Raw genomic sequence first — 23,860 nt, 5'->3', positions numbered from 1 at the left:
CTTTTATTTTACATAAAAAGGAAAATGATGCATCGGATTTAGAAAATTGACTAATAGATGATAAATGAATGTAAGGAGAGGTTATTTTGGATGAAAGAATTGTAAATAGAGACATAAGAAATGCTATTAAAAATGGCGATATTAATAAAGTAAAACACTTAATAGGTAATGATACTAAAATTATAAATGTAAAGACTTCATTTGGAACATGGTTGCACATAGCTTCGAAAAAAGGAAATCTTGATATAGTTAAATTTCTAGTACAGGAAGGTATAGATATTGATGCTAGGGGAGGTACATTTGATTCATCAGCATTAAACTTAGCGGCAGGATCAGGCAATTTGGATATAGTAAAGTATTTAGTAAGGGCTGGCGCAGAATTAGATGTGAGCTTAGCCAAAAGAAATCCCTTATTTGGAGCTATTTATGGTGGGCATAAAAATGTAGTTGAGTTCCTGGTTGAAAAGGGTATAGATATTTCGATTAGATATACTGGAGAGAATATTAAGAACATGAATGCCTATGATTATGCTATGGAATTTGGGCAAATCGAAATCGCCGAATATTTAATACGGTAAATGGTGGCATACATCAGAAATAGCCTATCAAACTAAGGTTAATTATGAAGTTATCAAGAAACATAGTATACATATTTAGATTATAGTAAACTAAAACCTTGTAAAATTCCTAAACTAAAAGATTATGAACAGACTAAAATTGGACATATTTTCTATTTTAGAGTGTAGAAGTATAACTGTATATCGTGTGAAGGTGGGCTTGTTATTATCCCTTCTTTCCATTCGGAAGGAAAGAAGGGATAATAACATGGAATTTTTGTTTGAACTTTTAAAAGAAATTGCAAGAGCAGTTGTGCGTGAGATTTCAGCATACGCACTGAGAAAGCAATTCGAAAAAAAGACAACAAAAAACCCACGCTTCACCGTCCAAAGTACAAGCGTGGATCTAGAAAAAGATAATGCATAATAACAGACACCTTGACAGTAGCAGTTATGAGACGGGATGTTGACAGCATCTCGTCTTTTTTTAGTTTATGCAATTCAGTTAAGTACTATACTTTATATATATTGGATTTGCATTCAATATATATTTAATCTACTGTAAACATACCATATTTTTATTTTTGGGTCAATAAACCAGCTGATTATGTTTCCATTTAAAGCATATACGAAGACCCACATAAAAATTATAGGAATTTCTTCGTACGTAAAGAGCCTAAATGAAACTTGTCTCTTTGTTTTATTATACTATAAATAAAAAGAAAATTAAAACCTTAAAACACTTGTAATTAATTCTCCGGCATACAGAAATGCATTACATATATTAAACAACTATGAATTCAAAGCTGGAAATCATCTTTCATATGCGGGAGTAGGAAGTATTCAACAGTATTTGCGGAAAGCAGCTCCATATACTTATGAAGGTCCAAATGGCCAAAAGACAATAAGATTTAGAATGGGTGATTTAGCGGGGGACAAACATCCTGTTACAGGCATTCGGTATGATTTAGATGGTTTCCCTATTTTTAAAGCTCTTTCTGAAGTTAAATTAAAAGAAGCTGATTTTAAAAAATCTAGACCAACACATGATAGAATATGTAGTAAAGCATTATACGAACAAATAATGAAAGACCCTAAGTTAGCTGCAAAATTCACAGAAGAAGAAATAGAGTTATTTAAGCTAGGCGAGGTACCAGAAAATTATTCATGGCATCATCATCAAGAAGCAGGACGAATGCAACTTGTTGATTATGAAACACATAGGAAAACAGGTCACACTGGTGGATATAAAATTGGGGGAAAAGACAGCGATAAGTAAGGAGGAGTATATATGAGCAACGTTACTTGGATTGGAGTAAACAAAAAAGAAATTACAAATGAAAACATTCAGAAAGTAGAGCAATATTTCAATATTAAATTCCCTATGGATTTTGTAGAATGTGTAAAAAAATATGATAGTGGTTATCCAAGACCAAAAATATTTGATGTACCCGAACAGGATGAGAATGTATTTAGTAAGCTTTTAACTTTTGATTTAGAAAGTAGAAATTCAATCATTCAAGTTTATGATGATATAAAAGATAGATTAGCAAATAAAGTATATCCCTTTGGTAAGGATTCATTTGGGAATCATCTGTGTTTTGATTACCGTAGCAATCCTGAATCACCAACAGTAGTATTTTGGGAGCACGAGGAGGAAAACATAGAGGAAGCAATATACCCTGTTTGCTCAACATTTACAGGATTGCTTGATAGTCTACGTGATTTCGAAGAAGAAGATTGAGGGTACTAAAAAACGGTCTAGAATTCTAGACCGTTTTTTTGATTTACTAATTTTCCAACCATCATCCGTTTTCTCTGATGCAGAAAAACTTTCTCAATATCAAATTCACTAATTATTTAAAATTTAAAATGTTTTCATTTCATCCTAATGTTAATATTTTGTTGAAAAGAAAGAATATCATTTAGGAGGAAGACTATTATGAAAAAAGTACTAGTAAGTATTCTGAGTTTATTTTTATGCTTCACAGTTTTTGGTGCGTCCTCAGCAGCAGCAGCAAAATCTACACATTTTAAAAATACCCGAGGAGTAGGTCCTGGAGACAGTTATACATGGAAGCAAAAAATTTATCTAAAAAGTAATGGAGATGTAGAAATAGTAGCCGTACAATACTCAGATGATACAACAGATGTTAATGTAGAATATACATTAATAAATGTTGATAGTAAGAATGAAGAATCTGATTCAATAGATGGAACTTATAAAGGCAAATCTAAAATACTTAAATTTAAAAATGTCAAAAAAGGGACATATGAATTAAAAATTACAAATCACTCAGATGAAGTAGTATATGGTAATTTTTACGCATATTATTGATAGATAAGAATATAGCGAGGGGACATCCAAATAGGGGATAGTAAACAACTAAACATTATGCCAGTATAATAGAAGTCACCATACATGACCATCAACTTAAGATTAAGAAAATGTGAGTGGGCTTAAAAAAGATAATGAATATTAACAACCACCTTAACAGTAATAGTTATAAGACGAGATGTTGGAACATCTCGTCTTTTTTAGTTTATGCAATTTAATTAAGTGCTATATTGTACATATTAGATGTATATAAACGATTAATGTAATAGCTCTAGAAAATTTATTGGTCTGCCACTAAATAAAGAAAATACACCAACAAAGAAACACCATCGTTAACATAAAATTCTGTAATTAATCGATAAATATAGGAAAAATAACCAAATCTTAAATAAATATGCTAATGTTTATATAAATGAATAGAAAGGGGATAAATTTATGAAACATTATATGAAAGTTTTATTGGGATTAAGTTTTATGTTTGGTTGTATTTTCATTTCATCTGGAAATGCTGAAGCTGCATCGGGAGGATGGTATAAAGTGACAGCTGCAGGTAACAATTGTAAAGCTAGAGTGAATACTGATCAAACTGAATATAAGTCCAATAATAAAACCGTGGGTATGCAATTAGAGGCAGAAGGAAATTGTAGTAAAATGTATTATGATGCGGCTTTAACAGATAGAGGCCTAGAGTCTGTAGCACATGATACAACTGTTGGAAGTTTTTCTTCAAAAACTCCAAAAAAACAACTAAAAATAGGTAATGTTCGCGAAAAAGAAACTACAGTTATTATGGTTCAATTATACAAAGATGCCGCTCATACACAGCCTATAGGAAAACTAATTTCAAATAATATTATAATTTATCCAAGGTAACCAATACATATACTATATAAATTGGCTACTTAGAAATTGAAAATAGGTACCTATATAATCAAAACAAAGGAATTCCTTTGTTTTGATTATATTATTATAGGGTTTCTTTACCCATTAGCATTTAACTACAGCGAAACTGTAATTTGAAAAATATAAAGCGTTTGAATTTAACTGCAAATGCAAATGCAGATATAAGACCACTTAGCGGAATGAAAAAAGCAAATGTGCAAGGACAGAAGATCATATTAAATGAAGCAAATATGAGTGACACAAGCAGATTACGATTATTTGATCCAGCTGGAAAACTTCCTGAAAATAATATATTAAAGGATGGAGATAAATAGGACCCTTGTATTCCAGGAGTCCTTTATTTTACATATGCATCGATAAGAAAGACAACTTTTAACAAAAACGTCATTTGAATAAAGGCTAAGGGGCTAGGTTTTAGCATACACTGAAATTAATATGAATAACATACTTTGCAATTACCTATATGGAAGTGAGTTGAATAATAATGTTTTATTCATATTTTGATACCCGAGTTAGAATGCGTCCATATAGTACGGCGGGTATTACTTATAGTGGAGGAAAAAGTGCAATTCAAGCTATTCAACAAGCATCACAAGTAAGTAGCAAATGCAACAAGGCATACAGCCGTACTATTCATTTAAGGAAATTATTACCCTATGCATCATATTACGCTATACGGAATTTCTTTTTCAACAATCCTATATGAAGCTGTGTACGATGGATAAAAATATATAGGGGAAATAAAGTTGTGTATTTAATTAAGGGCGCAATTACAAAGTGCTATTATAAGAAGCGATTCATGTATTATGAATTAAAATTAAATATATTACTATTCTAGCTATAATTGTATATAAATGCATGGGCTTTTATAATGATGTATGATCTGTATTTTGGAATTTGGGGGATTTTAATGTTGAAAATTAAAATGATATATAATGGGAATGAAAGAATTGAGGAAATTTCACTAGAAGATTTAAAATTATTTACAACGGATCTTAATAATTCTATACCTGGCTACGTGGGGGATTTTCAATTATTTATTAATAAGATAGGACAAGCATTGGAAATGATAAATGAAATTCAAAAACATCAAAGTAATAAACTATTTAGGTCCTATATGGATATAAATTATTGGCGATCCTGTATAGAGTATATAGAAGCTGTACAATGTTTTGAAACAGCAATTAATTACATGAATAGGTTTGAGCGATATAGTGATTTATTTACGAAAGATCTTGCTAATTATGCAATGATAGAAATAATGGATAAACAGGATTCACTGGTAAGAATCTTTGGAGTTGCTGCTAATAAACAATTGCGAATGAATAATATTGCACAAATGGGAGCCAATAATATTCAAAGTTATCAATTATATTGCAACGAAGCTACTGCTATGTTTAAAGAATGTATGGAGGTATATAATAAATTCCTTAAATTTTTGAAAAACCTTTGATGTTTTTCTATGAAAAAAGAATCTGTTTATCCCATACCTAAAGACTGACTAAAGTCCTATATGGTCTTTTCCGTATCGTGAAATCTAGCAAAAAGGATATGTATAAATCCAAGGAATAGAGATTTGTATAAACCAGATGCTCGGGAAAGAGATTCTTGGGAGACTTGAGAGAAGATATAATTCAGAATAGGATTGGAATCCAGTAGAAGCGTATTAGGGTGATGATTCCTAGAAGTAATTATAATCATTCTTTTAGATTGTAGAATTAGAAAGTTTAGGAATAAAACCAGTTTTTTTACTAGCGCTGCTAACAATAAGTCTATACAATCGGATTTGTTTGATGGGTACAAAGGTGAGGAGAACCACTTAAACGTGAAAGAGAGTTGTCATCTGGTTGAACTAAATCTCTAAATAGCAGTTATGCGAGTTTTATCCTTTATGGGAAATCCAGGAAAATCCACAGGTCGTCCTAAGTTTCCGAATTATTCTGGTTCAACTGACAAACGAATCATTGAAATCTATCAAGTTCCAAAAGTTGATGATAATGGGTATTGGATGATTCCGATGAATGTTGAATTCAGAAAAAAATTCGGTTCCATTAAAATACGTATGCCTAAAAATTTAATAAATAAAAAAATCTCCTACATTGAGATTGTACCCAAGCAAAAAGGTCGGTTCTTTGAGGTGCATTATACATATGAGATGCACGTTTCTCAAATGAAGAAGCAATCCACGACTACTAGTAACGCTTTGAGTTGCGATTTAGGTGTAGATAGATTATTAAGTTGTGCAACAAATCCAGGTGATACATTCTTAATCGATGGAAAAAACTAAAATCCATTAACTAGTACTTCAATAAAATGATAAGTAATCTGCAAAAATGGGATTTCAAAACGTGTTGTAACGAGTAAAATAGCTGAACTTTGGAATAAATGAGAAAGACAAATTAATGGTTACATTTTACAAACTGTAAACCTGTTGTTCAAAAAAGCGAAAGCATTCAACATAGATACTGTTGTCGTAGGTTATAACACTGGTTGGAAACAAGAATCTGATATGGGAAAAAAGAATAATCAAAAATTTGTTCAAATCCCATTTCATAAACTGGGTTCAGCAATTGAGAATAAATGTATAAAAGAAGGCATCCGATTTTTAAAACAAGAAGAAAGTTATACCTCAAAAGCCAGTTTCCTAGATAAAGATATGATTCCAGTTTGGTCTAAGGATGATGGGACTCATTATCGTTTTAGTGGCAAACGAATCACTCGTGGTCTGTATCGAAGTAAATCAGGAAAATGTATCTATGCTGATATTAATGGTGCGTTGAATACATTGTAAAAATCAAGAGTTGTAGAATTGAATGAAAATCTCAAAGTGAAAACTACGATTCTATTAGAGGTGCAAAAAGGTAAGGCTGTTGCTTCGTGCATATCTTAGTGGGTGCGTCAACCATCCATGTGTACTCGGCTTGTTGAGGCTTGTAGCATACGCCGAAGTAATCTGGGTGGTGGCTCTTCCACAAGGAAGAATTGCTCTTTATCAAAAGGGTGGTGCAAGCGGGAAAACGGTAGTTCATTTCCAGTACCAAGCAAAAACTTACTTGGGTTGTTACCGTAAGGTGCCATGAATTCTAGGACGTCAAACTGTCTAGCGATAGACGAAAAGACCTAGAGTTCTAACTCAAGCCCCCCCACTGAAACGTTTCACCTCAGTGATGTTAGTGGACTTTTGAACAGGAGAAAAATATTGATGAATTCATATTTCAAAATAATAGTTGACAGCCTTTTGGGGTGAAAGGTAAAATAGAATATATGATAATGATAATCATTTTCAATCAGTTCAGTACATCTAAAATCTTATGTTATTATTTGAGAATGTATCTCATTTTAATATTGTTATGTTACCCGAAGTCACAGTTATATGGAAAATTGTAAACCGTTCAGCGTAAGCACTATCAGATGGGCAGCGTTAAGATGTACGAATTACGATGGCTTTCTTGTACAAGGGACAGATTTACTCATGCTAGATAAGCCAAAAATATACTTAGATATGGCTCATCAACTTGAATTATTAAATTTACTGAAGAAGTTAAATCAAGAAGAAGAAAGAACGATTGTTATGGTTATTTACGATTTAAATCATGCTTCTCGTTTTTCAGATCATATGATTACATTAAAAGTTGAGAAGTTAATGAAACAAGGAATACCACATGAAGTTATGATAAGTGAAACACTTCGTAACGTATTTGAAGTTAAGGCTTAAATCGTTCCATGTCTAGTGAGCTATCAAACGATTTATTTAAAGTATAATTTAATGATAATTAATAATCAATGGTGAAAAAAGCACAAATGAAATCTCATCTTCTTCGCAATTTAGGAAGAGGGAGATTCTAGTGGGTGTTGAACTTCTTATTTACGAATAGGAAGTTCAACACCCGTTAGAACGGGTGGTTAACAACAATTAATGTGAATATAATAATTAAGCGTTGTTTTCTGATTCTTATAGTTCAATACAACTTATAAGAAAAATACATCTAGAAGGAGTGGGAACATGAAGAATTTTAAAATGGCATTACTAGCAATGGTACTAGCTGTTACTTCTATACTATTTGCAGCTTGTTCTTCTAACAAAGAAGAACAAAAAGCAGATGCGAAGGCCGAAGAGCGCACTGTACAACACGCAAAAGGAGAAATTAAAATCCCTGCAAATCCAAAGAAAATTGCTGATCTTAGTGGTTCAACTGAGGAATTATTAATATTTGGTATGAAACCAATTATTACTGCAAACACAACAAAAGAAAAAATTGATTCACATATTGAGAAAAAATTGAAAGATGTAAAACCAGTTGGCTCCGCTTGGGGCGATAAAATTAATATCGAGGCTGTAGCTGCTGCAAAACCAGATCTAATTCTAGTAAACAATCGTCAAGAAAAGATTTATGATCAATTATCTAAAATTGCACCGACAGTTATGTTAAAAACTCCATTAGACCAATGGCGTCCAAAATTTGAAGAAGTAGGTCAAATCTTCGGTAAAGAAAAAGAAACAAAAGAATGGTTTAAAAAGTACGATGAAAAAGCAAATAAATTACATGACAAAATCGTTGCAAAAACTGGCGATGCTAAATTTATGAAAATGGCCGCATATCCAAATGCATTCCGTGTATACGGTGACTACGGTTACGGTAGCGTAATCTTTAAAGATTTAAAATTACCAGCAATTGAAGGTACTCCTATGGATGAACCATTAGTGCAAGTGCAAAAAGAAGCATTAATCAATTACAATCCAGATTATTTATTCGTATTTACAACTGGTGATGGTTCTCAGCGCTTAAAAGAATTCCAGAAAGAATCAATTTGGAAAAACATGAACGCTGTTAAAAACAACCACGTGTATACAATTAGTAATGCGGATGTAAACAAAGGTTACTTCCCACTAGGTAAAGAAATGATATTAGATGAAGTTGCTAAGTTCGTTTTAGGGAAATAATATAAAAAGAAAAATCACCTTTGCTTCGATAAGGGTGATTTTTCTTTTTATAAGGAAGAATAGGAAGAATAACCATAATTTAGTAGGTATTGTTTATGGAAATTTCATTGGTTTCTTTAATGTAGTGGTTTCTACAAGTTCTTTTTGTTTTTCTAGCTTAACACGAACAAAAAATTTCAAATAAACCCTTACCATAAAAAAGGAATAAATGTTTTCCGATGATTCGTAGCACATTAAAAACTGTAGCAGGTGATACATATGGTAAAAAAGAATAACAGAAATAATAATGAAGTATTGGTTCAAGGTACGGAGAGCGCAATTAATCAAATGAAGTATGAGATTGCCCAAGAATTTGGGGTACAACTTGGTCCAGATATAACATCACGTGCGAATGGTTCAGTTGGTGGTGAAATCACGATAAGTAGTAGCCTATATTCTTTTGTTTGTATTTAATTTTCAAAAAGTTTGGTTAAAATCAAATACAAACAAAAAAGCATCCCCATAGGATGCTTTTTTCTATATAAAAACTATACAATAAACGGTTGGTATTCTTTATACTTTATTAAGATACTAAAGTCATTCCCCAATTGCCTGGCAACATATCAATTTTTATGGCCGTTATGAATTATTAAAAACATCAATGAAGATGATATTTTAACCAGGTTAACGCAAGAGCCATTCACTTGGAGAAGAATAAGACAAAATACAATTTGGCATATTTTATTCCCCTTTTTCGGGGGATGGGCAAAAACACCCTTCAAGACTTTTATGGTTGTTCATTATTCGCTGTTATGCCTCTAGGCCAAGTAGTCGTAAAATAACTATGATGAATAACGCCCCTATTGTAAGAACCGCATTATTGACAGTGTGGATTAATAACACGTGCCAAATGTTTTTAGTCCATAGATATATTATATTTAGAAATAGACCTGCAAACATGAAGGGGATTGTACCTATTACGCTCCTAAAATTATAATAGTGAATTAGCCCGAAAAGAATTGAATTCAAAATGATAATACATGTTTTTTTTTTAAACTACCCTGAAATATTTTACCGAGAAGTGTATAACGAAAAACAGTATCTTCAATTAATCCTGTAACAATAGGACCTAAAGCGATATAAATTAAGAGCATGAACATTTCAGGACTTGCAGTTAAAGGGTCAATTAAAGGTGGTACATCTGTTTTTAAGCTGGTGCTAACTCTTGGAATAAGTGAGCGAACCAAACTAACTATTACTTGTAAAAGAACACCACCAACAATTACTAATAGAACGGAACGTTTCCATGCCAGTTTAAATTTACTCCAATGTCTACGAAGCATCGGAGCATAAACAACCAAAAGGAAAATAAACATAATAATGCGTAAACCGGTATCAATAAATGCTGACAATTGATTTTTTACTGAGAAATATTGAGTGATAAAGCCTACAAGTAATATTAATGGGATTAAAAGTAAAACGATAAAATCTTTCTTTGACCACACATTCTCTGAAAAATCTTCAGCAGCGACTAATTTAGTGAATTTGTTCATTTGAATTTACAACTCCTAATAATATTATAAAAATTTTTATTTAAAGTACATGATGTTAGCTATCACTATCTTCTAATTGACGTTGTTCCAAGCGTTCAATAGTTTCACGACGTTTTGGATCATCAATCTTTATTTTCGCTATACGGATTAGCTGCATATGAATGGTGCAACTGCTGAAGGCTGTTTTTCTCGTTAAATGCTCTAGTATATTTCTTTGTGAGTTTTTGTATAGCATTAACAGAAATTTGCGTATAGGAGCCTTTATTATTTGTTACAAATAGAATATTCTCATTTTTAAGGCACTTGTAACGCGCATTACGTACTTTTAGGTACTCTTGAACAGCATCTAGAGCTGTTTGTGTAGCTAAAATGGCCCTAGATGCTGTTTTATCTCCTTTTCGCACAACTTTAATGTAACGAGTACGAAAATTAATACTAGAAATAGTTAAACTAGCAACTTCAGATACCCGAAGGCTTGTACCTAAAATTAAACTTAGAATAGCGATATCACGCTCTTTATCGCGTTTAAAGAATTTTAACTTACCAGGAGCTTTTTCTTGCAGCATTTGCTTATATTCATTAGATAAAAACGCATAAATTTAATGTTATCAATATTGTGGAAAATAATCTTAGGAATATCTTTTGCTTTCGCTGCAGCATCAATTTTTTCTTTAGGAATTTCCATTTTAGCCATAACATTTCTATAAAAGTAACATTCCTCATTATTACCTTCAGTATTGCTTGTTAGGTATTTAAATAATGACTTTAGAGCCGAAAATGATCTTATAATTGATTTTGTTTTATTATCTTTTCTCTCTAAATATCTTTTAAATTTTTTTACTCGTTTAAGAGGAAGTTTTTCCAACGTTTCAATTGGCACCTCATGTATTATCGTTACAACTTTTCCATTTGCGACAGCAAGACGTGCAGAAGCAGCATTTTTAAATAGAATGCTACGTGTAGTAGGTAATGAGAACATGATTAATAAATCAACAAAACTTTTAGAGATAAAAAATCCTGAAAATAATATTGTTGCTACTTCATATGAAGAGATTGATAGTTTTATTGCAAAATACCATTCAGATAGTCCATTAGCTGGACATGGGAAAGATTTTATTACTGCGCAAAATAAATATGGTGTTAACGCCCTTTATTTAGCAGCACATGCAATTTTAGAATCTGGTTATGGAAAATCAGAAATAGCGTACCGCAAACATAATCTCTTTGGATTACGTGCGTATGATGGAGATCCGTTTAGACATGCGAAATATTTACCAACTTACGGCGACAGTATTGCTTATAACGCAAATTATGTACGAGAAAGATATTTAGAAGAAAGTGGTATGCATTATAACGGACCAACGTTAGCTGGTATGAATGTGAAATATGCATCAGATAAAGGCTGGGTTGGGAAAATTGCTAGTATTATGGGACGTATTAAACCGTTCAAATCAAAAGATTATACATCAGCGAAAAAATTACCAAAGAATCCAGAAACATTAGATGTTGAAGCGTTATCTAATGAAATTCCGTATAAATTGTATGCAGATGGGTCAAAAGCAAACGTTGTATCCTCAGCTGCTTACTACCATGTACCATATTCATTTGATTTACAGATTAAAAGTAAACCAGGTATCGAGAAAAACAAAGTTGCGACATTAACTCCTGGAACAAACATCATTATTTATCGTGAAGATCTAAATGAATGGGTTGAATTCTCTTTTGAAGCTAATGGAGAAAAATACTGGACATTAAAAAATAAAGTAAGTGTGTAACCAAAAAAGGTCTGCTTAACTTTGAGTGGATCTTTTTTGCTTGTAATTAATAATTTGTCTTATTACATTTTGGGAAATTTCCGTATGTATTTGTAAGGGTTTTATTGGGCTTTTGTATGCCGGAAGCCATGTACTAATAGTATCTTCGGCAACTAAAGATAATACTTATTTCCATTCTTTTTTATTCATATAAGAGAAGGACGCAGAAGATTGGAGGAAAAGTGTCTGCCATGCTAAATGTGAAAAAAGTGTGAAAAGAAGTATCTTTATCTTAAATATGTAAGATTGCATATTAAATACAGTTGATAATCACTATCAATGTAACTATACTGATTACAGTTAGCTTGATGTTAACTGTAATTAAAATTACAACATGAATGGAGATGTTATTAAAATGGGTATGAAAAAAATTATTTTAGCTGGTACATTAGGAATTGCAGCACTTGCAGGAACAAATTTACCAGGATTAGAAGCAACAAAAGCGAGTGCAGCTTCTATTGAAACGAATATGTCAACAATTGAAGGTCGTGTAGTTGAGATTGATAACAATGTAATTTCTGTTGAATCAAAACAGTATACAAATTCTGTTCGTGTCTATTTAAATTCTATACCAAATGTAAAAATAGGAGATGAAGTAAAAGTTACTGGCACAATGATGCGTGATTTTGCTGAATATATGCTTGCAAATTCTATTGAAAAAGTTCAAGGTACTGATACATTACACCAGGGAAGCTATATTGAGGATGGTTTTGGATACGAATATGAAATAGGATATGTTACAAAAGCAGGTAAGTTTAAAGCTGGAAAAGCAGAAATTAATTATGTAATTGTTCAATATACTGGAATAAATGACAGTAAACGAGATGTTAGAGTGGAGTTGACACAAGGACAGAAATTTAATGTAGGGGATAAAGTTAAAGTGCATTTGGCAAGGGCTTTAAGAAGCGATGTATTGTCAATGCAAGATGGAATTGAAAAAGTTAATGATTCAATAAATAGTACTAGTACTGGGTCTTTAGAAAAAAAAGGTACAACATTGAAACCAGGAATGTATGAAAAAGAAGATGGTCAGCCTAATTTTGTAATTGGAGAAATCACAAAAATAGATAAAGATTATACAGATTATGTATCTGTCACATACCCTTCTAAAAATGGGAAAAATGATCTTGTTTATGTGGAGTTAACACAGGGTCAACAATTTAATATAGGTGATATGGTTCGAGTAGAGTTTCATGATGGGTCTAATTTCCATGGACCTGATAAAACAACGTATGACCATATTCAAAAATTTAACGATAAAATAAAACAGAATACAAATAAAGAGCAATGGGTTTGGTCTTGATTTTAATAAAATAAAATTATCCATCTATAATGTATATACCAATTCAAAAAGCCTTGTAATATATTACAAGGCTTTTTGAATTGGTTACTTTAAAACATTATCTTTTATTTCATTTTTATTAGCTGTTTGCAAAAATGTCATATTTATTTCGTTGACACTCGTGTATACAAGTAACTATAATTGTTACATCTATTGGATATATGTTACATTTTTATAATTTCTCAGAGAGACATGTTTATATAATGATGGTTCTGTGTATATTCTTATGACTGGAAATTCTGTTCATACACTTAATTTCGTAAAATTTGTTTATAAAGATATAAATAACTGATTTACTAATAATTTTTAATGCATCAAATCAGTATGAACCTTCTGTAATCTTTTAATTTTGGAATTATAATGTTAGCATTGTCCAATTCATTTGTAAGCAGGCTAGAGTACTAGACGTATTTGTGTCATTTTATGAGAAAAAGGATGCAAAGAATTATGGTAATTTATCATTTTCCGACAGAAGATTCTTCACTTCTCAAAAATGTGAAGGGGTGACACACCAATTTTAGGTGGGGGATGAATGTCGGTAGGTGTAAGCCTACTTTTTAAAGAAAGGATAAGAAAAATGAAAATGAAAAATGTAGTAATAACAGGTGCAGTATTTGTAACAGCTCTGCTTTCAACAGGAGGAGTAAAAGCAGAAGAAGTAACTTATAAAGATATACCAAAGGGACATTGGGCAGAGGAAGGGATTCAGTATTTATCGAGCCAGGGTATCTTTAAAGGATACGGAAATGGTCTATTTGGCTTTGGAGATAAGATTACTAGGGGACAAGTAGCTTCTCTAGTAAAACGTTATTTAAAATTAGAGAACAATGTTTATGTAGGAAGTAAGTTCTTAGATACGAAAGGACACCTTTTTGAAAAGGATATTGAAATTGTGGCACAAGCAGGGATCATGTGTGGGGATGGTTCGGGTAATTTTCTTCCAGATGGTATTTTAACTCGATATGAGATGGCAGTAGTATTGCAGCATACTTTGAAATTAGAAATAGATGGTGTGAATGGTAATACACATGGATTTAAAGATATCCAAGAAGGTCATTGGGCAGTACCATATGTAAAAGCAATTGCGGATGCAGGGATATCTAAAGGTGACGGAGCAGGGAATTTTATGGGTGGACAAAATGTAACACGTGAACAATATGCTCAGTTTTTATTTAATTCAATGAAATTGAATAAGAAAGAGACGAGTAGAACTGAAGAAGGAAAAGGCAAGGTAGAAAAACGGGAAGAGTTGAAAGCTTCAGAGGTAGTAGCCTCTGTTGAAAATGCAAGTAAAGAAGAAGGAAAAGATAAGACAGAAAAACAGGAAGAGAAGAAACTGCCAGAGGTAGTAGTAGCCCCTGTTGAAAATCTAAGTAAGGTAGAAAAGGACAGATATAAGGAAGTTAAGCAAACAAATATAAAAGAGATTTTTAGTTTGAAAGAGCCAAGCTGGATATTTAAGGCAGGAATAAGTAAAGGGAAATACCATGATCGACAAGAATTAGGTTTTATTTTACAAGAAAACACGCTTCTAAAAGTAAGACAGACAAATCCCCAATTTAAGAAAAAGTTAACATTACGTTTGTTATCTAATGATTCAAATGAGGAGAAATCGATTCAAGTAGGGAATGAATGGGTAACGGTTCAAGTAAATGTACCCTTAGTTCCGTTTGTAGATACTCCTTACGAAGAAGATGGTGCAAAATTGGAGTATCTAGTGGAGAGTGAAAAATCTCAGAAACCTCTTCCTATTTATCAGGAAAAAGAAAGTGCTTTTCAGTTTTTTGAAACATGGGATCAATCTGATGGAGAATACGCATTAATTCAAGGAAAAAGTTTTCAATTATTTGTACCTAAACAAGACAAAGAATCATTAAGAAATTTAAAGGACTTTCAATCTTTAAATGAATTAATCAACTATTATGAAGAGATTTTTGCTATGTATGATTCGATTATTGGTTTGGATGGCTCAACACCGGAAAATGAAAAAAGCCATAATCGCTACTTTTTAAAGGCAGATTTACATGGTGCTGGTGGTGCCTACTATGGATCCAATTGGACAGCGAATAGTTCAGATAATACAAAGATGTGGTTAGACAAAATGAGTTGGGGAACGTTACATGAGATTGCGCATGGCTACCAAGCTGGTTTTGATAATCAAGGAATATATACAGGAGAAGTCTCCAATAATTTGTTTGGTGTCCAATATCAATACAGTAAATACGGCAAGAAAGCAGATCAAGTTGGTTGGTTGTTTAATTTTGGAAAAAAACAAGCCGTTGAGAAAAATTTATATAATGCTGTAATGAAGGAAAATAAAGAATATGATGAATTAGATTTAAGACAAAAGCTCATTCTTCTGTCTATGGCAAAACAAAAGGCCGGAAATGAAGCTTTTACAAAAATGTATCAAGGTTATCGGAAATTAGCTAGCCAAGCTGGTTTCAATAATAGGGACTATCCTTTACCAGATTTAATGAACCAGTATTACAGTGAGCATAGTCAGTTTGATTTTACACCTGTTTTCGAAAGATGGGGGCTAAACCTTAATTATAATCAAACAGAGATGAACCGAGCAAATGGCTATCAGGCAATTAGCTCATTAGCTGATATAGTACCTGAATCGCAATTAGTTGAAGCAAGAGCGATAGTAGATCCAGAAATCTTAATCAATTCTAATTTTGAAATGGTTACAAATCAGCAAATAGCTCCACTAGGGTTAAAAGGAAACTTAAACATCCATTTGAATACTGATCATATAGAAAGCTTTAAAGGGAAAAAAATTCAGTTAAAAGAAGGAAATAAGGTAATTCAAGAGCAAAAGATTGAAACAGAAAATATTAAATTCCAATATATCCCAAACGGTATTTATACCGTTGATATTCCAGATGGGAAGGATGGAAAGTATCATTTCAAACAACATTACGCTTACGTAAAGGAAAAGAATAACGCTTTATCGATTGATATTAACAAAATTGAAGTGAGTAATCTAATTAACCAGAACATTTATTTTTTAGGGTTAGCAGATAATCAATTTGCTGAATTAAATACAGATTTGAATCAGCAACAAGCTACTTTTACAATTACTACTAAAACTCCTCACAGCTACTATGCAGGAGAAAAATACGCATCGATTGAAGTATTTAATGATAAAGGAGAAAAAATTTACACACAAGAAATGCAAGGAACAAATGTAATGATTGGGAAAGACGTTATCCCTTTAAAAGAAGGTTATCAAATCAAGATTTATCATGATGAAACAAAAAAAAGATTAACTAGTGAAAGCGAGCTCATTAATTCTTCGATTAAAACAAACAGTTTCATTATGACAAAATGGGGATTGAAAAATGATTCTCTTCAAAACAAACCAGAAGAAGACCTTATGAAACGGATTGATAATGCAGCAACAGTGATTCTAAACAATCCTAGTTTAAAAGATAGTCCTGTGCAACAATTAGAAACGAAAAAACATTTATGGTCGGCAATAAATGGTTTGCCAGACCCATATAAAGTAAGCTATATGAATAAATATCAAGACATCCTTCATTGAACTATTCCCAATCCAAACGATCTTGCAGGTCGTTTGAATTGGGAGATTCCTATGAATACTGATGTATCCACCAGTTATCTTAGTAGGATTTGTTCATAGTTCATACGGTGAGAATTGAAATGTCTTGTACGTTGTCTCACTACGCTTCCTACTTTAGCTTGGTTTTCACAACTTCGGCAAATATGAGACGATAGAAAGTTGAAAATTTTAGGATTGCAATGAAATTTCTAAAACCAACCTCATATCTTCAGTTTACAAAGATTAATCTGTACAAATATGTGGTAGCAAACATTTTGGCTTATACCAATCGACAGAAGTCTCTCACTTATTTGCTGGTGTTATCACAACTTCATACAAATTGAGGAGGGCGTCTTCTTGGCTAAAATGATGAAGGACATAGCCTCACTGGAAGTGAGGAAAGATATACTAAGAAAAGGGTTGGTACAAATTTAAATAAAGAGACATGGTAAAGTCCATGTCTCTTTTCGTCTTTCATTCTCAAGTTAATATAGCTATTTCAATCTACTGCTGAGTATTGTACCAAGACAAAAATTCAAAGATAATTAATCAGTAATAACGTAGTATTTTTGCCAATCGGATATATATGAACGACAGAATACAAGGTTTTCTATAGGCTTAGGATTTTATGTCCTTGTAAAAAAAATGTGTGGATGAAAATTAGCGCCGATAACGATAATGAATTTTATTATCGTTTATATGTAGGTGATTTGTTAATAAAAAACGCACTAAATATATAAGGTTCTGGTGCAAACACTCCAAAACGTTTGTAAGTAACCTCCTAAACTTGGACATACTAGTACTCTAAAAAAGGATGTAATTGGTATGGAAAAGCAAAATCTATTCAAGTGGAAACATTATCAACCGGATATTATTTTATTAACCGTGAAATCGTACCTACGGTATAACCTCAGTTTTCGTGATTTAGTCGAAATGATGGAAGAACGCGGGCTATCCCTTTCTCATACAACTATCATGCGATGGGTTCATCAATTTGGTCCCGAATTAAATAAGCGAGTACGACGTCATCTTAAGTCAACCAATGATTCTTGGCGAGTCGATGAGACGTATGTGAAAGTCAAAGGTCAATGGATGTACCTATATCGTGCTGTTGATTCAAAAGGAAATACAATTGATTTTCATTTAAGCAAAACAAGAGATCATAGGGCTGCAAAGCGTTTTTTCAAGAAAGCTTTGCAGTCTTTTCATGTTTCAAAGCCCCGTGTGATTACAGTGGACAAAAACCCGGCCTATCCTATAGCGATTGAAGAGTTGAAGACAGAGAAAAAGATGCCTGTAGGCATCCAGATAAGGCAGGTAAAATACCTTAATAACATTGTAGAGCAAGATCATCGTTTTATTAAAAAGAGAGTTCGTTCAATGTTAGGATTGAAATCTTTTCGTAAAGCTAAATCTATTCTTTCAGGAATAGAAGCGATGCATATCATTAAAAAAGGACAACTTATTTTACGAGACAAGTCTGTCCAAAATGAAGTGAAGTTTATTCATCAACTATTGGGAATGGTTGCATAAGAATACATTCCATTAGGAATCTATATACCTCTTTCAAATAAATGCAATCTTTGCACCAGAACCCGTTCTTCTAATGTTGTTTTTCTTCTATTTTTCATAGAGTTTGTCATTCCTTTACCAGTATCATTTAATTCTCTATGACTATTATACTTTTTAATCCATTTTCCCAAAACCTCCGTACTGGATATATTGTATTTTTGGATAACGCTTCCAAGAAAGAGCTTCTTCTAGGCCGTCTTCACCATGCACTTCATATCTTCTCTTCCAATCTCTAATCGTCCCAATATCAACCGAGAATTTAGCAGTAATGTCAGCTACTGACTGATGACCATCTTTATAAAGTGCTAAAATTGCCAGTTTTACAGCTTTAGAATATTTCATTCGAGTCATAAAAAAATAATCCCCTTTAGGTAGACATATTTTATTTTTTATCTGTCTACCTAAAGGGGAGCATATCATCCATCCATCATACCAGATGGACTCTTTTTTTACTGTCTGCCTATAGAGGATAATACCAAAAGGCTATCTCTTTTAAAGTGATTTCTTACTTTGCTAATTTACCAGAGGCGATTGATTGAAGAAGGAATTATAAAAATGCTGACTTCTATAATATATCATTTAACTCAGTGTCCGAATAAAGCGAGATGAAGACTACTGCCTTGCTATCTCCAATGTTTTTTACGAAGTGTGGGACACTGGCATTCCAGCTAAAAGACTCACCTTCTTTTACAATAAAGGAATCCTCCCCTTGTTCAATCAGGATTTTCCCTTCCAATACTAAATGACATTCTTCTCCCTCATGTAAATGCGGTTCGCCGATGGAATATCCTGGAGGAAATTCGGCTATTATGGTTTTTAATCCCCCCTTTGAGGCCAAATGCTCGATTTTTAGTTGGTTAAAAGAAGAATGTGCTCTTGCATCTCTTCGAACAATACGCATGTTCTGTTTCTTTTTCATTAGTAAGTAGGATAAAGGGACCCCTAGAAACGCTGCAATTGTACTTAGTGTACCAATAGAGGGTGAAGTGTTGTTGTTTTCAACGTTGCTTATGAATCCTTTTGAAAGACCTGTCCCCTCATACATTTGAGTGATGGTGATTTTCTTTTTGTTTCTTATCGCTCGAATTTTTGAACCGATATCCAGTTTAATCCCTCCTAGTGTTTTTTTAGAAACGTATGTATATATTAGCAAAAAAAACATTGACATTCTACAGTTCTTGTTGTTATCTTAGGGGTAATAAATATTCATATAAAGAATCGTCATGGAAAGTTCTTATTTTTTTGCCTTTATGTTTTGTTATATGAATATTTTTTATTTATAGGTAAACTTAATTGTGATTAGTTTATCTATAAAGAAAACTATTAAGAAGGGATGATTGGTTTTGAATTCACCTATGATTTATGAGCTTCGCAAACCATCTCAGATTGAACCAAATAAAAACTATCCTGCCATTTTTGTCATGCATGGAATGGGCAGCAATGAACAAAATATGCTTTCGTTAGTCGATGGGTTAGAAGATACGTTTTACATTTTTAGTGTTCGCGGTCATTTATCTCAACCGCCAGGCTTCGCCTATTTTACAATTCAAGGCTTTGGAAGACCACACAGGGAAGTATTTAATGAAGGAATCAGCCAGATCACTAACTTTATTGAATATGCAACCGAACAATATCCAATAGATCACGACCATTTATATTTACTTGGATTTAGCCAGGGAGCCATTGTATCTATGACACTTGGTCTAACATTGGGAAATCGAATTAAAGGTATTGTAGCACTCAGTGGATATATTCCCGCATTCGTCAAGGAAGAATACCCAATAAAATCTGTTGATAAGCTTTCTTTGTTTATTTCTCACGGCGAATTTGACAACGTTCTGCCTTATGAATGGGGATTAAAGAGTAATGAGTTTTTTCAAGGTCTAGGTGCACAAGTATCCTTTCAGGCCTATACAGAAGGACATACTGTTTCATTAGAGAACCAACAAGATTTTAAGAAGTGGCTCATTGATGATTTAGGAAAATAATAAAAAACAGCATCAAAGTTCAAACTAAATAAAAAAAGGAGCAATATTTATGACACAAACAAAGTTTGATTCAAAAGTTCTTTCTGTCCTGGAAGATAAAATTCAATTAATTAAAACGGATAAAGGGGCCATTTATTTGGTTGGGCCTATTCGACTTCCCGTTAACTTGTACGGGGAGACGGTCGTTTTCCAATGGTATTGTTGGTTGAATTGTGATGAAGTGACAGTAAACAATGAGCGAATTATCGAGAAATTATCTGCTGCTAATTTGGCTGAATTGCAGCAATCAAGCGTTTTAGTATATGGTGATTTTTCATACGGTGATGATGCCATTATCAGGATGCATTCTATCTGTCATACAGGCGATATATTTGGGAGTAAGCGATGTGATTGTGGTTATCAATTGAAACAATCCATGAAAATGATTGTGGAGCATGGAACCGGTGCGTTGTTTTATTTAGCCAATCATGAAGGAAGAGGAATCGGATTATTTAGTAAGGCTATGGCTTATATCCTTCAGGAAAATGGTTATGATACGGTTGATGCCAATGAAAGTCTAGGTTTTGTTGATGATTCTAGAAACTATGGTGATGCGATTCAAGTACTGAAAGCACTAAGATCTAAACCGGTTGCCCTCATGACCAATAATCCCAAGAAGCTAGAAGCATTGAAAAATGCTGGATTGAAGGTGTCAGGCAGACAGCCGTTATGGGGGGATATTTCAGAATTCAACGAGAACTATCTTCAGACAAAAATAAAGCGTTCCGGTCACATAGAGGAAGAGGGGACTTGTCCGAATGACTAATGATGAATTTTATATGGATTTAGCTTTACAAAATGCACGAGCTATGAAAGGACAAACAGACCCCAATCCATTAGTAGGCTCTGTGATTGTCAATGATAACCGTATAGTGGGAATTGGAACCCATTTGAAAGCAGGAGAACCACATGCTGAAATTCATGCTATTCGGATGGCTGGTGATCATGCGGAAGGTGGAACCATCTACGTTACTCTGGAACCCTGCTCTCATCACGGAAGAACAGGGCCTTGTGCAGTAGCTATTGTACAAGCTGGTATTAAAAAGGTAGTTATTGCTACACTTGATCCCAACCCCGTTGTGTCTGGTAATGGTGTTAAAATACTTCAAGACGCTGGGATAGAAGTCGTAATCGGGGTCGGCATGGAAAAATCCCAACAGATGAATGAAGTATTTAATAAATTTATTGTTGAAAAAAAGCCGTTTGTGACATTAAAATCCGGGATAACCTTAGATGGTAAAATTGCCACACATTCTTCTGATAGCAAATGGATTACTTCTGAACAAGCGAGAGAGGATGTCCATCAACTTAGGAATGAACATATGGCTATACTAGTCGGTGTTAATACAGTGATTAAAGATAATCCAGAATTGACAACCCGAATTTCTAATGGACGTAACCCTATTCGAGTGGTGATGGATTCTACGTTAAAAATACCTTTAGATTCAAAGATAGTTACAGATAAACAAGCTGAAACATGGATTTTCACCAGTGTGAACTATGACCCAGAAAAGAAAACAGCACTAGAATCTTTAGGAATCAAAATTTTTCATACGAATGGAATGAACCAAGTAGATCCAAATGAAGTTGTAACCATACTAGGTGAGAACCTTGTCTCTTCTTTATTAATTGAAGGAGGAGGAGGCATCAGTGCTTCATTTTTTGAAAATCAATTGATTGATAAAGTCGTCCTCTATATTGCTCCCAAATTAATTGGCGGGCAGCAAGCTCCGACTTTCTTGGAAGGAACAGGGATTAAGAAAATGAGAGAAGCAGTAGAGTTAACGGATATGACCGTTGAATGTATGGGTAAAGATTTTAAGTTTGTCGGTTACCCAGTCTATTAAAAAAAGTAGACGCCTGTAATAGCTTTAGGCTTACTTGGAAAAGCGGAAAATAAGGAGTTTTCAGATGAGATTCGGGTTTGATATTGATGATACGTTAATTAATTTAAGAGAACATGCTTTTACCATTTATAATAAGAATTTAAATCAAAAAGTCTCTATTAACGCTTTCCTAGAATTAAATAGGGTAGAGATACATGAATTGTTTGGATTAACCGATCAACAAGGAAAAGAAATGTGGAATCGTTCACTAGAAGAAATATATTATACATCCTGTCCAGCTTACCCCGATGCACGTGAAATGCTTCAAAAGCTAGAGACCCAAGGACATGAAATATATTATATTACAGCGAGACCAAAGGCACATGGGGAACGAACGAAAAGCTGGCTAAAAGAACAGGGATTCCCCGTGCGGGGTGACAGGTTTTTCTATGGCATGTTAGATCACGAAAAGGTGAAGATTATAAAAAAGCTGAACCTTGACTATTATTTTGACGACAAACCTGATGTTCTAAATACACTTCGAAACGAATCTGTTAAGGTGTATGTGAAGGAGCAATCTTATAACCGGCATGTGGATTTACCCCGAATTGTAAACTGGACGGAGTTGGAGCGAATCGTGAATAATGGAGCAGTGATAGATTAGTGTTTCTGTCTGCTTTAAAAACTAATCATGTTATCTAAAAAATGCACAAACACCCCCCTTTGAGTACCAAGGGGGGTGTTTGTGGGATTTCTTACAAAAATAGTTATATAAGCTGAAATAGGGACTCGATGATTTGTTTTTCTCTTTGACTGGTCTAATCGTTTTCTTAGTTCCACATCAAAATTACAATGAATGCAAATACTTCATTGTAATAATCGAATAGATTCCTTAAAAAAGAAATTGAAATCCTCCTTATTACTTGCTGTATCCTTTTGTCTTGCCTCTGAACGTTGAATAGATAATCAAAGATTATACGATAGTGAACTACTCGCCACTTACGCTAATGCTTAGAGATGGGAACTTCTCATTTTTGGACGAAAATAATCTTTCATCTCTCTAGGCGCTACTTCCCATAGCCCCTACAGTAGATGACTAAAAAATGGTGATTCTTTCAATACCTTGACTTTTTTGATTGGAAGATTACAACTCAGGTCCTTCTTCACCGAATGGACAATATGCAAGTAACGGAATAAGCTATACGGTCATATTCGACTTTATGAGGGAACAATATAACAGATTAACAAATAACGATGAAAACTACATACCTGAAGTACATGATCCTCAGGTTGCTGAAATAGCTGCTAAACGTTTTGGGATTACAGCTAAAGAGGCTGGATATATTTATGAGAAAGTACAGATGGATGCTTTTAATTAAAATATAGATTTTTTTCACTTTTACGATACATTTATGAAACATTTATATGTTACGTTATAT

General features: G+C 33.2%; 20 protein-coding genes and 8 pseudogenes. 23 read left to right on the top strand and 5 right to left on the bottom strand.

Going from position 1 to position 23,860, the window contains the following annotated elements; translation table 11 throughout:
- Positions 1 to 86 precede the first annotated feature (86 nt).
- The 13 genes and pseudogenes from DT250_RS03455 (at position 87) to DT250_RS03395 (ending at position 9,193) form a co-directional block, all read left to right on the top strand.
- On the top strand, positions 87 to 578 hold the full coding sequence (locus DT250_RS03455) for an ankyrin repeat domain-containing protein (protein WP_149212522.1): 492 nt from the start codon (positions 87 to 89) through the stop codon (positions 576 to 578).
- A gap of 247 nt (positions 579 to 825) precedes the next feature.
- Positions 826 to 984, top strand: coding sequence for a hypothetical protein (locus tag DT250_RS31570; protein ID WP_179952826.1), 159 nt, complete (start codon positions 826 to 828; stop codon positions 982 to 984).
- Positions 985 to 1,293: 309 nt separating this feature from the next.
- A pseudogene (locus DT250_RS03450) lies at positions 1,294 to 1,836 on the top strand (HNH endonuclease); the annotation flags it as partial.
- Between the two features lie 12 nt (positions 1,837 to 1,848).
- Complete coding sequence (locus DT250_RS03445; RefSeq protein ID WP_149212521.1) at positions 1,849 to 2,301, top strand: SMI1/KNR4 family protein; 453 nt, start codon at positions 1,849 to 1,851, stop codon at positions 2,299 to 2,301.
- 198 nt (positions 2,302 to 2,499) lie between these two features.
- Positions 2,500 to 2,895 (top strand): hypothetical protein, encoded by a 396-nt coding sequence (locus tag DT250_RS03440; protein ID WP_149212520.1) that lies wholly within the window; start codon positions 2,500 to 2,502, stop codon positions 2,893 to 2,895.
- 435 nt (positions 2,896 to 3,330) lie between these two features.
- Positions 3,331 to 3,768: a hypothetical protein gene (locus tag DT250_RS03435; protein ID WP_255449978.1), complete on the top strand. Its 438-nt coding sequence runs from the start codon at positions 3,331 to 3,333 to the stop codon at positions 3,766 to 3,768.
- Positions 3,769 to 3,911: 143 nt separating this feature from the next.
- Positions 3,912 to 4,112 carry a hypothetical protein gene (locus DT250_RS03430; RefSeq protein WP_149212519.1) on the top strand — a complete coding sequence of 67 codons (201 nt, stop codon included), beginning with the start codon at positions 3,912 to 3,914 and terminating at the stop codon, positions 4,110 to 4,112.
- Positions 4,113 to 4,282: 170 nt separating this feature from the next.
- Positions 4,283 to 4,523, top strand: a pseudogene (locus tag DT250_RS03425) (DUF3947 family protein).
- Between the two features lie 185 nt (positions 4,524 to 4,708).
- On the top strand, positions 4,709 to 5,251 hold the full coding sequence (locus DT250_RS03420) for a hypothetical protein (protein WP_149212518.1): 543 nt from the start codon (positions 4,709 to 4,711) through the stop codon (positions 5,249 to 5,251).
- 447 nt (positions 5,252 to 5,698) lie between these two features.
- Positions 5,699 to 6,688: pseudogene (locus tag DT250_RS03415) on the top strand (RNA-guided endonuclease TnpB family protein); the annotation flags it as partial.
- A gap of 558 nt (positions 6,689 to 7,246) precedes the next feature.
- Positions 7,247 to 7,588 (top strand): annotated as a pseudogene (locus tag DT250_RS03405) (ATP-binding cassette domain-containing protein); the annotation flags it as partial.
- A gap of 213 nt (positions 7,589 to 7,801) precedes the next feature.
- On the top strand, positions 7,802 to 8,740 hold the full coding sequence (locus DT250_RS03400; RefSeq protein WP_149212516.1) for an ABC transporter substrate-binding protein: 939 nt from the start codon (positions 7,802 to 7,804) through the stop codon (positions 8,738 to 8,740).
- 258 nt (positions 8,741 to 8,998) lie between these two features.
- Entirely contained in the window at positions 8,999 to 9,193 is a 195-nt protein-coding gene (locus DT250_RS03395; protein WP_149212515.1) for an alpha/beta-type small acid-soluble spore protein, read from the top strand.
- A gap of 336 nt (positions 9,194 to 9,529) precedes the next feature.
- On the opposite strand, the gene DT250_RS32625 is transcribed toward DT250_RS03395, so the two are convergent.
- The 3 genes and pseudogenes from DT250_RS32625 to xerS form a co-directional block, all read right to left on the bottom strand.
- On the bottom strand, positions 9,530 to 9,748 hold the full coding sequence (locus DT250_RS32625; RefSeq protein WP_218951292.1) for a CPBP family glutamic-type intramembrane protease: 219 nt from the start codon (positions 9,746 to 9,748) through the stop codon (positions 9,530 to 9,532).
- Positions 9,745 to 10,272 (bottom strand): hypothetical protein, encoded by a 528-nt coding sequence (locus tag DT250_RS03390; RefSeq protein WP_218951291.1) that lies wholly within the window; start codon positions 10,270 to 10,272, stop codon positions 9,745 to 9,747. Before DT250_RS03390 ends, DT250_RS32625 begins: the two co-directional genes overlap by 4 nt.
- A gap of 55 nt (positions 10,273 to 10,327) precedes the next feature.
- Positions 10,328 to 11,203 (bottom strand): annotated as a pseudogene (gene xerS / locus DT250_RS03385) (tyrosine recombinase XerS); the annotation flags it as partial.
- A 103-nt stretch (positions 11,204 to 11,306) separates the two neighbouring features.
- Between xerS and DT250_RS03380 the strand changes: the two are divergent.
- From DT250_RS03380 to DT250_RS03360, 5 genes and pseudogenes are all read left to right on the top strand, one after another.
- Positions 11,307 to 12,047, top strand: a pseudogene (locus DT250_RS03380) (glucosaminidase domain-containing protein); the annotation flags it as partial.
- A gap of 400 nt (positions 12,048 to 12,447) precedes the next feature.
- Positions 12,448 to 13,038, top strand: a pseudogene (locus tag DT250_RS32785) (hypothetical protein); the annotation flags it as partial.
- Positions 13,039 to 14,074: 1,036 nt separating this feature from the next.
- Positions 14,075 to 14,611, top strand: a pseudogene (locus DT250_RS32000) (S-layer homology domain-containing protein); the annotation flags it as partial.
- A gap of 153 nt (positions 14,612 to 14,764) precedes the next feature.
- On the top strand, positions 14,765 to 16,978 hold the full coding sequence (locus tag DT250_RS03370; RefSeq protein WP_218951293.1) for a putative mucin/carbohydrate-binding domain-containing protein: 2,214 nt from the start codon (positions 14,765 to 14,767) through the stop codon (positions 16,976 to 16,978).
- Positions 16,979 to 17,821: 843 nt separating this feature from the next.
- A complete protein-coding gene (locus tag DT250_RS03360) occupies positions 17,822 to 18,529 on the top strand; it encodes an IS6 family transposase (protein ID WP_149212512.1) in 708 nt (235 codons plus the stop codon).
- A 153-nt stretch (positions 18,530 to 18,682) separates the two neighbouring features.
- Here DT250_RS03360 and DT250_RS03355 read toward each other — a convergent pair whose 3' ends face one another.
- Positions 18,683 to 18,919: a helix-turn-helix domain-containing protein gene (locus tag DT250_RS03355; RefSeq protein WP_149212511.1), complete on the bottom strand. Its 237-nt coding sequence runs from the start codon at positions 18,917 to 18,919 to the stop codon at positions 18,683 to 18,685.
- A gap of 214 nt (positions 18,920 to 19,133) precedes the next feature.
- The gene (locus DT250_RS03350) at positions 19,134 to 19,673 is read right to left on the bottom strand and encodes a helix-turn-helix domain-containing protein (RefSeq protein WP_149212583.1); all 540 of its coding nucleotides are present in this window, start codon (positions 19,671 to 19,673) and stop codon (positions 19,134 to 19,136) included.
- A gap of 238 nt (positions 19,674 to 19,911) precedes the next feature.
- Here DT250_RS03350 and DT250_RS03345 point away from each other — a divergent pair, with 238 nt between their 5' ends.
- The 5 genes from DT250_RS03345 to DT250_RS03325 all read left to right on the top strand — a co-directional run bounded on the left by DT250_RS03345 (position 19,912) and on the right by DT250_RS03325 (position 23,800).
- A complete protein-coding gene (locus DT250_RS03345) occupies positions 19,912 to 20,556 on the top strand; it encodes an alpha/beta hydrolase (RefSeq protein ID WP_149212510.1) in 645 nt (214 codons plus the stop codon).
- Positions 20,557 to 20,605: 49 nt separating this feature from the next.
- The gene (locus tag DT250_RS03340; RefSeq protein ID WP_149212509.1) at positions 20,606 to 21,361 is read left to right on the top strand and encodes a GTP cyclohydrolase II; all 756 of its coding nucleotides are present in this window, start codon (positions 20,606 to 20,608) and stop codon (positions 21,359 to 21,361) included.
- Positions 21,354 to 22,442: a bifunctional diaminohydroxyphosphoribosylaminopyrimidine deaminase/5-amino-6-(5-phosphoribosylamino)uracil reductase RibD gene (gene ribD, locus DT250_RS03335; protein ID WP_149212508.1), complete on the top strand. Its 1,089-nt coding sequence runs from the start codon at positions 21,354 to 21,356 to the stop codon at positions 22,440 to 22,442. The genes DT250_RS03340 and ribD overlap by 8 nt, the downstream gene beginning before the upstream one ends.
- A 64-nt stretch (positions 22,443 to 22,506) precedes the next feature.
- Positions 22,507 to 23,085, top strand: coding sequence for a 5' nucleotidase, NT5C type (locus DT250_RS03330; RefSeq protein ID WP_149212507.1), 579 nt, complete (start codon positions 22,507 to 22,509; stop codon positions 23,083 to 23,085).
- A 472-nt stretch (positions 23,086 to 23,557) separates the two neighbouring features.
- Complete coding sequence (locus tag DT250_RS03325) at positions 23,558 to 23,800, top strand: hypothetical protein (protein WP_255449976.1); 243 nt, start codon at positions 23,558 to 23,560, stop codon at positions 23,798 to 23,800.
- Positions 23,801 to 23,860 lie beyond the last annotated feature (60 nt).

The organism is Bacillus sp. AR2-1 (genome assembly GCF_008368755.1).
Classification (GTDB): Bacteria; Bacillota; Bacilli; order Bacillales; family Bacillaceae_G; genus Bacillus_A; species Bacillus_A wiedmannii.
This window is presented reverse-complemented; position numbering and strand designations above follow the sequence as displayed.

Coding starts and splice junctions, on each gene's coding strand:
- DT250_RS31570 (WP_179952826.1), top strand. CDS start 826: ATGGAATTTTTGTTTGAACTTTTAAAAGAAATTGCAAGAGCAGTTGTG.
- DT250_RS03445 (WP_149212521.1), top strand. CDS start 1,849: ATGAGCAACGTTACTTGGATTGGAGTAAACAAAAAAGAAATTACAAAT.
- DT250_RS03440 (WP_149212520.1), top strand. CDS start 2,500: ATGAAAAAAGTACTAGTAAGTATTCTGAGTTTATTTTTATGCTTCACA.
- DT250_RS03435 (WP_255449978.1), top strand. CDS start 3,331: ATGAAACATTATATGAAAGTTTTATTGGGATTAAGTTTTATGTTTGGT.
- DT250_RS03420 (WP_149212518.1), top strand. CDS start 4,709: ATGTTGAAAATTAAAATGATATATAATGGGAATGAAAGAATTGAGGAA.
- DT250_RS03400 (WP_149212516.1), top strand. CDS start 7,802: ATGAAGAATTTTAAAATGGCATTACTAGCAATGGTACTAGCTGTTACT.
- DT250_RS03395 (WP_149212515.1), top strand. CDS start 8,999: ATGGTAAAAAAGAATAACAGAAATAATAATGAAGTATTGGTTCAAGGT.
- DT250_RS03390 (WP_218951291.1), bottom strand. CDS start 10,272: ATGAACAAATTCACTAAATTAGTCGCTGCTGAAGATTTTTCAGAGAAT.
- DT250_RS03360 (WP_149212512.1), top strand. CDS start 17,822: ATGGAAAAGCAAAATCTATTCAAGTGGAAACATTATCAACCGGATATT.
- DT250_RS03355 (WP_149212511.1), bottom strand. CDS start 18,919: ATGACTCGAATGAAATATTCTAAAGCTGTAAAACTGGCAATTTTAGCA.
- DT250_RS03340 (WP_149212509.1), top strand. CDS start 20,606: ATGACACAAACAAAGTTTGATTCAAAAGTTCTTTCTGTCCTGGAAGAT.
- ribD (WP_149212508.1), top strand. CDS start 21,354: ATGACTAATGATGAATTTTATATGGATTTAGCTTTACAAAATGCACGA.
- DT250_RS03330 (WP_149212507.1), top strand. CDS start 22,507: ATGAGATTCGGGTTTGATATTGATGATACGTTAATTAATTTAAGAGAA.